Consider the following 10,191-nt stretch of genomic DNA (forward strand, 5'->3'; position numbering starts at 1 on the left):
TTGGGCGCCTTCGGCGCCGGCTCGCGAGGCACCACTTTTTTGTTCCGTCGCAGGCTCCTCCACAAAAAAGTGGCCCCTCGCTCGTGACTTCGTGTCCCTTCGCTTCGCTACGGGCCACGAAGTCAACGTTTTGCGGCTCCGCCGCTCTCCGCGCTTCGCGCGTCGATCACCGGGGTGGGCCCAAGTCGGGGGCGCTGACGCGCCGGGGCGCGGCGTTGTTCGGCGGCCCGGGGGGAGGCCCGACACGTTTCCGCAGCCGACCCGCCCGCCTTGTTGCGCAGCCACGGGAACGTGTGTCACCGGTGGAGCGGGCGGGCGAACCACCGGGCCGGGACGTAATCGCAGGCGGTCGTGAGTCGCGGGCGTGAACTCGTGGGCACGGTCGGGCAGTAGAGGCCCGGACGGGGTGGTGAGAGGGCGGAAGCGGGGTGGTGGGCTGGCGTGAGGGTGGAAGTGGGTCGTGGGTGTGGCGAGGGCGGTCGATCAGGGTCGTGGGTCCGGTAAACCCAATCACCCATGACGCGAGTGCAGCGGGGGCAACCGACTCCAGGTCGCGAGCGGAGCGGGCGGGCCTTGTTCGGCGGCCTGGGGCCGGCCCGGCACCTTGCCGCAGCCGATTCGCCGCCTCCGCCTGATCCCGCAGCTACGGGTACGTGTGTCGCCGGCGGACCGCCGGGCGGGATGTAACCGCAGGCCGCTGTGAGTCGTGGGCGTGAACTCGTGGGCGCAGCCGGGCAGTGGAGGGAGGCCGGGACGGGGGCGGTGAGTGGGCGGAGTCGGATCGTGGGTGTGGCGAGCCCTGCCTACCCGAGTCGCGAGGGTGGTGGGCACGGTCGGCCAGTCGTGGGGGCGACGGACGCGTGGGCCGGACGGGAGGACAGGTTTCACCCACTTCGGGGGCACTGGCGCGCTGGGCATGGCCCGGCACGTTTCCGCAGCGGACTTGCCTCCTTGCTCCCTCCTTTTCCTCCCCGCCGCCTTCTTTTTCTTCGCCTTCTTCTTCTACTAATCCTCCCCTCCGTGACCATGCCACAGGGGGGTGTGAGGGGTGGAGAAGGTCGTGCGCTGCTTGCGATCACGAGGTGGGCGCAGGTCGTGGAGGGGGCGGTGGGGGCGAGTTCGTGATCGCGTGGGGAGGTCTTACAAAGGAGTGACGTTGGCGTGGTTGGTGGTTGTTGGGGAGGTCTGCGTGTTTAGCGTGGACGGCATGCGAATCCTGGTTACCGGCGGCGCCGGGTTCATCGGTACACACGTGGTCGAATGCCTGACTGAAGCGGGACACGAGGTGCGGGTGCTCGACCTGGAACCGGTTGAGGGCGTGGATGCGGTGCGGGGTGATGTGCGTGACCCGGTGGTCGTGGAGCGGGCCTTGGCCGGTGTGGATGCGGTGTGTCATCAGGCCGCCAAGGTCGGGCTGGGGCTGGACCTGAACGACGCTCCGGACTACGTCGGGTGCAACGACCTGGGCACGGCGGTGCTGCTTGCGGCGATGGGGCGGGCGGGCATCGGCCGGTTGGTGTTGGCGAGTTCGATGGTCGTCTATGGGGAGGGCCTGGGGCGCTGTGTGGAGCATGGCGACGTGGTGCCGGGGCCTCGGCCGGTCGAGGCGCTGGTGGCCGGGCGGTTCGAGGCGCCGTGCCCGACGTGCGGGCGGGATGTGACGCCCGGTCGGATCTCCGAGGAGGCCGCGCCCGACCCGCGCAACGTGTACGCCGCGACCAAGCTCGCCCAGGAGCACTTGGCCGGAGCTTGGGCCCGCGCCACCGGCGGCGTGGCCACGGCGCTGCGCTACCACAACGTCTATGGCCCGAGGATGCCGCTGGACACCCCGTACGCCGGTGTCGCCGCGATCTTCCGCTCGATGTTGCGTGCCGGGCTGCCGCCGAGGGTGTACGAAGACGGCGGTCAGCGCCGCGACTTCGTCCACGTTCGCGACGTCGCCACCGCCAACCTGGCCGCTCTGGACCGCCCCGGCCCCGGCCTCCGCGCCTACAACGTCGCCACCGGCGTCCCGCACACGGTCGGCGAGATGGCTGCGGCGCTGTCCGAGGCCCACGCCGGCCCGCCCCCGATCACCACCGCCGAATACCGCCTCGGCGACGTCCGCCACATCACCGCCTCCGCGACCCGCTTGGAGCAGGAACTGGGTTGGCAGGCAACGATCGAATTCACCCACGGAATGGCAGAGTTCGCCACCACCTGACCCACCCGCCCACCCCCGCCACCCCCACGACCCAGATCGACCGGGCTCGCCACCCCCACGACTCTGAAGGAGACGGGCGGGTCGGCCGCAGAAACGTGTCGGGCCTCCCCCGGGCCGCCGAACAACGCCGCGCCCCGGCGCGTCAGCGCCCCCGACTTGGGCTCACCCCGGTGATCGACGCGCGAAGCGCGGAGAGCGGCGGAGCCGCAGAACGTTGACTTCGTGGCCCGTAGCGAAGCGAAGGGACACGAAGTCACGAGCGAGGGGCCACTTTTTTGTGGAGGAGCCTGCGACGGAGCAAAAAAGTGGTGCCTCGCGAGCCGGCGCCGAAGGCGCCCAATAGAAGCAGCGCTGCATCGCCGAAAGCCGCCCACCCGCTCACTCAGCTCACGACCCCGGCCCGGGTGTGCTGTTCGCCTCACGACCCGGGTCTTCCAGCTCACCCCGCTCGCGACCTCGGCTCGGGCGTCGGGCTCGGCCCGCGACTGGGGTCCAGCGGCTTGCTGCGCTCACGACTCCGGCTCGGGCGTCCGGCCCGACCCGCGACCACCGCTCACCGGCTCGCTGCGCTCGCGACTTCGGCCCGGGTCTCGGCGGAGCAAGGTCACGACCTCGCCTGGGGTGTCGGGCTCGGCCCGCAGACACCGCCCACCGGCTTGCCCCGCTCACGCCCGGACCAGGCGTCGGACCCGACTTACGGCCCGACCCGACCCGGCCCGCCGCAACCCGACCCGGACCACCCACTCGCCCCGCCCACGACTCAGGTCAGGTGGCGGGCCCGGCCCACGCCCCAGCCCGGCCCGGGCCGCCCCGCCCATCGCACCCGCGACCCGGGCCACCCACTCGCTCCGCTCACGACTCAGCCCCGCCCCAGCAAAGCACCCCAACAAACCTCACCCCAAGAAGCCTCACCCCAACAACCCACCCAGTGGCTTGCTCCCCGCCGGCTTCGGGGCCGTGCCCGGGGAGCCGGCCGGGGAGCCTGCCGGGCCGGGCGAGCCGGCGGACGGGGCGGAGGGGCGGGGTGCCTTGGTGCCGCTTTCGGGTGCGGGCGCCGTGCCCGTACCTGTGCCTGTGCCCGTTCCCGTGCTCGTGCCCGTGCCGGTCCTGGTCGTGGGCGAGGACGTGCTCGTCGGGCGCGGCGGGATCGGCGGTTGGGCGTTCTGGCCGGTGCCCGGCACCGGCGCCGCCGAGGGCTCGTTCACCGGCGGACGGAGCTGCGTGTCCACCGGGCCGCCGTGTTGCCCGGGCCCGGGAGCCACCGGGGCGGTGGAGGCGGCGGCGGGGCCCTCCCGGTCGCCGACCCGCCCGGTGTCCGACTCGTCGAGCTGCCGGTGACCGCCGCCGAGCAACGATCCCGCGAGCAGCGTCACGCCGACCCCCGCACAGGCCAGCATCGAGCCGTAGCCGAGCTTGCGCCGCCGGGCCCGCACGGGCGTGATGATCGGGCCGCGCCAGGTGCGCAGCGACAACCACGCGTCCGCCGAGTACATCGGCGCTCCCGCCAACGCCAGCGGGCTGAACGCGGCCAGGAACACCACGTAGGGCGCGTGATAGGGCGAGGAGCCGCTGCCCACCGCGATCAGTACGCCCAGCGACAACAACATGCCGAGCAGGCCCGCGAGCCGGGTCCACAACCCCAGCACGACCGCGAAGCCGACCACCACCTGTCCGAAGGCGAACAGCAGGCCCGCCCCGATCGCGTGATCGGCGGCCAGGTCCATCACCGACGGCGACAGGCTGCCCTCGCGCAGCACCCCGATCCGATGCCCGAACGAATCGGTCGAGCTCGGATCCAGGAAGCCCGGCGCGTAGAGCTTGCGCAACCCCTCGACGAGGAACGCCCCGCCCAGGAACAGCCGCAGCGGCAACAGCACCGTGCCGCCCTGGAGGGTGGCCCGGCGCCCGTGCCCGGGCATCGAGGTCGCGGTGCCGTCCCGCTCGCGCCCGGCGCCCGGCTCGCGACGCGCCGGCGGCACCCGCCGCCGGGGCATGTCGTCGCGGATCGCCGGCAGCCGCGCGGTGGCGTCGTCCGCCGGACCGCGCGCTCCGGGCACGGGGGCGCCGCCGGTCCGAGGGCCGGCGATCACCACCCGCAGGGTCTTGGTGGGGGTGGCGACCGACGCCGGATCGCCTGGATCGCGCACCGCCGGGGGCGAGGGCAACAGCCCGACAGCACCGCCGAAGCTGCCTTCCGTTCTGGTGTCCACGCATCAATAACCGTGCGAGGTCCCCCGAGGATGCGGCCCTTCGCGTATTACCCGATGCGGGCCCCGACCGCCCCCGTACGGCACTACACTGCGCGGCTACTCCGCGCGGCGCCTGGCCACCTCGTAGAGCACGATGCTCGCCGCGACACCGGCGTTGAGCGACTCGTTGCCGCCCGCCATCGGGATCCGCACGGTGATGTCGCAGGTCTCCTGGACCAGGCGACCCAGGCCCTTGCCCTCGGAACCGACGACCACCACGATCGGATCGGTCGCCGCCGCCAGCTCCTCCAGCGAGATGTCGCCGTCGGCGGCGAGGCCGACCACGGTCAGACCCGCCTTCTTGTACGCCTCCAGCGCGCGGGTGAGGTTGGCCGCCCGGGCCACCGGCACACGCGTGGCCGCACCCGCCGAGGACTTCCAGGCGCCCGCGGTCATCCCGGCCGCGCGCCGCTCCGGCACGACCACGCCGTGGCCGCCGAAGGCCGCAGCGGAGCGGATCACCGCGCCGAGGTTGCGCGGGTCGGTGACGCTGTCGAGCGCGACGATGATCGGCGTCTCGCCGCGGTCCTGCGCCTCGACCACCAGGTCGTCCGGATGCGCGTACTCGTACGGCGGCATCTGCAGGACCAGGCCCTGGTGGATCGCGCCGTCGGTCATCCGGTCCAGTTCGGGACGCGGGATCTCCATCAGCGGAATGCCCCGGACGTTGGCGATCTTCATCGCCTCGCGCACCCGGTCGTCGCTGTCGATGTACTGCGCGATGAACAACGAGGTGGCCGGCGCGTCCGCGCGCAGCACCTCGAGCACCGAGTTGCGACCCGCGACCAGCTCGTTCGAGCTCTTGCCCCCACGCCCGGGACGACCGCCCGGGGCTCGCCGAGCGGCCGGTGCCGAGGCCTTGCGCTTGGCGGCGGCGTTGGCCGCGCGCTGCTTGGCGTGCCCCTTGCGCATCTCCGCGGGCGGGGTGGGCCCCTTGCCCTTGAGCGCCCGGCGGCTGTGCCCACCAGTGCCGACCGAGGGCCCCTTCTTGCTTCCCTCGTTGCGCTTGTTACGGCGCTCCGTGTTGCCGGCCATGACGGGTACATCCCTTCGATTGCTTCAACAGCAGCGTTTTGCTTCACAACAACGTCGGCTTCGACGGCAACGTTGCCTCGACGGCAACATCCGCTTCGACAGCAGCGTTGCGTTCCCCGGTCGCCCCGGAGGGCAACCGCCACTACAACCGTACGGCCGGCCCGCCACCTCGTGGCGATCCGGCCGTGACGGCACGTTCTCGTCGGGCCCCGACGGGCCCTTCCACTCAGTCCCGGTGCAGCGTCCACCGAGGGCCGTTGGGGGTGTCCTCGACCACGATCCCGGCCGCCGTGAGGCTGTCCCGGACCGCGTCCGCCGCGGCGTAGTCCTTGCGGGCCCGCGCCGCCTCGCGTTGCTGGAGGGCGAGCTTGACCAGGTGGTCGACCACCCCGCGCAGCTCGTCCGAACGGCCGGCCGAGGCGCCCGCCGTCCACTGCTCCGACAGCGGGTCCATGCCGAGCACGCCCAGCATCGCCCGGATGTCCGCCGCGTGCCGCACGACGGCGTCCTTGTCGCCCGCCGCCAGCGCGGTGTTGCCGTCGCGCACGGTGTTGTGCACGACCGCCATCGCCTGCGGCACACCCAGGTCGTCGTCCATCGCCGCCGCGAACGCCGCCGGCACCTCCGCCGCCGGTTCGATCACCCCGGTCTGCTCGCCCGCGCGTTCCAGGAAACCCTCGATCCGCCCGAACGAGACCTCGGCCTCGCGCAGGGCCTCCCTGCTGTACTCGATCATCGACCGGTAGTGCGGGGTGGCCAGGTAGTACCGCAGGACCAGCGGGGACCACTGCTTGAGCATCTCCGTCACGAGCACGGAGTTGCCGAGCGACTTGCTCATCTTCTCACCGCTGAGGGTGACCCAGGCGTTGTGCATCCAATAGTTGGCGAACGGGTCGCCCACCGCCTTGGACTGGGCGATCTCGTTCTCGTGGTGCGGGAACACCAGATCGAGCCCGCCGCCGTGGATGTCGAACGCCGGCCCGAGGTACTTGTGCGCCATCGCGGAGCACTCCAGGTGCCACCCCGGACGACCCTGCCCCCACGGCGCATCCCACGAGGGCTCGCCGGCCTTGGCCGACTTCCACAGCGCGAAGTCGCGCCGGTCGCGCTTGCCCGCCGCCCCCGCTCCGGCGTCCTCCGCCTCGCGCATCGCGTCCGGCTTCTGGCCGGAGAGCGCGCCGTAGGCGGGGAAAGAGGACACGTCGAAGTAGACGTCGCCACCGGAGGGGTAGGCGTGCCCGGTCGCGATCAGCCGCTCCATCATCGCGATCATCTCGGGGATGTGCCCGGTCGCCCGCGGCTCCACCGTCGAGGGCAGGCAGCCGAGCGCGGCGTAGGCGTCCGCGAAGGCGCGCTCGTTGGTCTGGGCGACCTGCCAGTACGGAATCTCCTGCGCGCAGGACTTCGCGATGATCTTGTCGTCGATGTCCGTGACGTTGCGGCAGAACACGACGTCGTTGCCGCGGTGGGCGAACCACCGGCGCAGCACGTCGAAGTTCAGCCCCGATCGGATGTGCCCGATGTGCGGCGGCGCCTGCACGGTGGCACCACACAAGTAGATCGAGACCTGTCCCTCGACAAGCGGCACGAAGTCCCGGACCGTGCGGGTGCTGGTGTCGTACAGGCGCATGCTCACACGCGCAAGCTTAGAGCGTCGGGGCGGCGTGGCGTTCACCGTTATCCCTCGCTTCGGGGAACGATCATCGCCCGGTCGCCACCACCAACGCGGTGGCGATCGCGGCCACTCCCTCGGCCCGCCCGGTCAGCCCGAGCCCGTCGGTGGTGGTGCCCGACACCGATACCGGCGCGCCGACCGCGGCGGACAGCGCGGCCTCGGCCTCGGCCCGACGCCGGCCCACCTTCGGTCGCACCCCGATCACCTGCACCGCGACGTTGCCGATCTCGAACCCGGCCGCGCGCACCAGTCGCGCCGCCTCGGTCAACAGGGTCACCCCGGACGCCCCCGACCACTGCGGCCGTGAAGTGCCGAAGTGCGCGCCCAGGTCGCCGATTCCGGCCGCCGAGAACAACGCGTCGCACGCGGCGTGCGCGGCCACGTCGGCGTCCGAGTGTCCGGCCAGCCCGGTTTCCCCGGGCCAGTGCAGACCGGCCACCCACAACTCGCGGCCCTCCGCGAAGGCGTGCACGTCCACCCCGATCCCGGTGCGGGGCAGCACGACCGGGGGTGTGTGTTCACCGGACAACGTCGATCTCCGTACTCTCCGCGCCGCTCGCCGACCCCGCCGACTCCGCCGCTTCCGCACGACGTGCCAACAGCGCACCGGCGAGCAGCAGATCGAACGGGCGGGTCACCTTGAACGCCTCTTCGGATCCGGGCACCACCACGACCGTGCCGCCGAGGCGCTCGACCATGCCCGCGTCGTCGGTCGCGCCCTCGCCACCGAACCCGCCGGCCTCGGCGTGCGCGCGCGCCAACACGGCCCGTCGAAAGCCCTGCGGGGTCTGTACGGCGCGCAGCAGCGACCGGTCGACCGTGCGGACCACCGTCTCCGCACCCTCGACCGAGGAAACCTCTTTGACCGTGTCCACCACGGGCAACGCGGGCACCACCGCGTCGGCCCCCTCGGCGACGGCGGCGATCACCGCCTCCACCACCCGGGCCGGCACGAACGGCCGCGCGGCGTCGTGCACGAGCACGACGTCGTGATCGGGCGACACGGCGGCCAGCGCCAATCGCACCGATTCCTGGCGTGTCGCACCGCCCGCGACCACCCGGACGGGTGATTGTGCGGGCAAATGCGCACGCAAAAGATCCCGGACACCGGCGACACCGTCCGGCGGTGCGGCGACCACGACCGCGGTTACCCCGCGGGCGGCCAACAGCGACCGGACGGCGTGCACCAGCATCGGGATGTCCCCAAGCTCACGCAACGCCTTGGGCGCACCGGGACCCAGCCGTTCACCACGCCCTGCAGCGGGCACAAGGACCGCAGCGTTCAACGAAGTCCCCTCAAACCACCCGGGCGCCGACGCCATGTGGCGCCGACACCGCACCGGCGGATCCGTCCGTCACCGACGGGCGGATCCTACGGCTCAGGAGGCCAGAACCTCGTCGAGGATGGCCTCGGCCTTGTCCTCGTTCGTGTTCTCGGCGAGCGCCAACTCGCTCACCAAGATCTGCCGAGCCTTTGCCAGCATGCGCTTTTCGCCTGCCGACAGGCCGCGGTCACGCTCGCGGCGCCATAGATCGCGCACGACCTCCGCGACCTTGATAACGTCACCGGAAGCGAGCTTTTCCAAGTTCGCCTTGTAACGTCGTGACCAGTTCGTCGGTTCCTCGGTGTGCGGAGCGCGCAGCACCTCGAAGACGCGGTCGAGCCCTTCCTGGCCCACCACGTCCCGAACACCGACGAATTCCGCATTGTCCGCAGGCACGCGGACGGTCAAATCACCCTGGGCGACCTTCAACACCAGATAGGTCTTGTCCACACCCTTGATCGTGCGCTGCTCGATCGCCTCGATCAGCGCGGCCCCGTGATGGGGGTAGACCACGGTGTCGCCAACCTTGAACGTCATGTGACAGGTACCCCTTCCGTGGCTTTCTAGGGTAACACGGGACACGCCCCTACTGAATGACGTTTGCGCAGGTCAGAGCCTTAGTCGGGGCTTGACAACGGGCCAGTGGCCGTGCTGGGACAGGGAACCCCACACCCGCAGGACTCGAACAAATAGGACAAACAGCTCCTCCCGGTCGCGAGCCGAGCGCTCTCGGGCGACCCATATGTCACTGGGGCCCCATCAGTGCCGATCCCACGTTCGAGATCGGCACCCCGTCGCGACCCGATCGAAGCCGAGTGTCGGCGCGGTGAGCCGCGTACAAGTCGTCCGCCCGGGCTGAGTACGCTGTCCCCGGTCGTCCTGACCGGTTCCTCGATCCAAGATCATCAAGGAGATGCCGCCGCCGTGAGCCGCAGCCTTCGACGCGGCGCCCTCGCCGCCACCGTCGCCGTCGTCCTTCCTCTGGCCGCGGGCTGCGCCAGTGGCAAGGACGCCGAGACGAACGAGATCAAGCCCGACACCGCCAATGCGGCATTCGGCTCGCTCAAGATCCAGAACGTTCAGTTGGTGACGGGCGACCCGGGTAAGCACCTGGTCGCGCTCGGCGGTGCGCTGTTCAACGAGGGCACCAAGCCCGAGACGGTCACCAAGGTGACGGTCGACGGCGCGGGGCAGGCCCTGGGCGGTCCGCTGACCATCCCGGCCGGTGGCGCCGTGTACATGGTCGACCCGCCCCAGGGCATGTCCAAGGACAGCCCGCAGGGCAGGGCCTACCTCGGTCCGCTGGTCTTCCCGAACGCGGACAAGGTGGAGGCCGGCTCGTTCCGCCGGGTGACCTTCGCGTTCGGTACCGCCGGCGAGACGTCGCTGGACGTGTCCGTGCACGCGCCCACGAGCTACTACGCGCAGCTCAAGCCGACCCCGGCGTTCACCCCGCCGCCGCCGGCCCCGCCCGCCCCGCCGACCCAGGCGGCGCCCACCACGGGAGCCCCCGCAACGGGGGCGCCCAACACGGGGGCGCCCGCCACGGGCGCGGCCAATGCCACGACGGGCAACGTCGGCAGCACCGGCACGCCGCGCAACGGTTCGTCGGCCCCGGCCGGCGGCTGAGCACACCCGGCACCCGCACGACAGGCGGACACGACGGCGCCCGCGCCCCCCCGGAGAACGGGGGCGGCGCGGGCG

8 protein-coding genes are annotated in these 10,191 nt (G+C 71.8%); 2 read left to right on the forward strand and 6 right to left on the reverse strand.

The genetic code is table 11. The features are described from left to right. Positions 1–1,207 precede the first annotated feature (1,207 nt). Entirely contained in the window at positions 1,208–2,203 is a 996-nt protein-coding gene (locus tag ACFXMF_RS44300) for an NAD-dependent epimerase/dehydratase family protein (RefSeq protein WP_360325201.1), read from the forward strand. A 908-nt stretch (positions 2,204–3,111) separates the two neighbouring features. Here the strand turns inward: ACFXMF_RS44300 and ACFXMF_RS44305 are convergent. From ACFXMF_RS44305 to ACFXMF_RS44330, 6 genes are all read right to left on the reverse strand, one after another. After that, positions 3,112–4,413, reverse strand: a complete 1,302-nt coding sequence (locus ACFXMF_RS44305; protein WP_360319348.1) for a TQO small subunit DoxD — start codon at positions 4,411–4,413, stop codon at positions 3,112–3,114. A 96-nt stretch (positions 4,414–4,509) separates the two neighbouring features. Beyond that, a complete protein-coding gene (gene rlmB / locus ACFXMF_RS44310) occupies positions 4,510–5,487 on the reverse strand; it encodes a 23S rRNA (guanosine(2251)-2'-O)-methyltransferase RlmB (protein WP_360319346.1) in 978 nt (325 codons plus the stop codon). A 226-nt stretch (positions 5,488–5,713) separates the two neighbouring features. Further along, positions 5,714–7,123 (reverse strand): cysteine--tRNA ligase, encoded by a 1,410-nt coding sequence (cysS, locus tag ACFXMF_RS44315; RefSeq protein ID WP_360319344.1) that lies wholly within the window; start codon positions 7,121–7,123, stop codon positions 5,714–5,716. 64 nt (positions 7,124–7,187) lie between these two features. After that, entirely contained in the window at positions 7,188–7,691 is a 504-nt protein-coding gene (gene ispF, locus ACFXMF_RS44320) for a 2-C-methyl-D-erythritol 2,4-cyclodiphosphate synthase (protein WP_360319342.1), read from the reverse strand. After that, the gene (gene ispD, locus ACFXMF_RS44325) at positions 7,681–8,484 is read right to left on the reverse strand and encodes a 2-C-methyl-D-erythritol 4-phosphate cytidylyltransferase (protein WP_379992291.1); all 804 of its coding nucleotides are present in this window, start codon (positions 8,482–8,484) and stop codon (positions 7,681–7,683) included. The genes ispF and ispD overlap by 11 nt, the downstream gene beginning before the upstream one ends. Positions 8,485–8,541: 57 nt before the next feature. Continuing rightward, positions 8,542–9,024: a CarD family transcriptional regulator gene (locus tag ACFXMF_RS44330; RefSeq protein ID WP_020552233.1), complete on the reverse strand. Its 483-nt coding sequence runs from the start codon at positions 9,022–9,024 to the stop codon at positions 8,542–8,544. A 387-nt stretch (positions 9,025–9,411) separates the two neighbouring features. Between ACFXMF_RS44330 and ACFXMF_RS44335 the strand changes: the two genes are divergently transcribed. Next, positions 9,412–10,116 carry a hypothetical protein gene (locus ACFXMF_RS44335; RefSeq protein WP_360319338.1) on the forward strand — a complete coding sequence of 235 codons (705 nt, stop codon included), beginning with the start codon at positions 9,412–9,414 and terminating at the stop codon, positions 10,114–10,116. Positions 10,117–10,191: the final 75 nt, after the last annotated feature.

The sequence above is a fragment of the Embleya sp. NPDC059213 genome, from assembly GCF_042754445.1.
GTDB lineage: Bacteria > Actinomycetota > Actinomycetes > Streptomycetales > Streptomycetaceae > Embleya.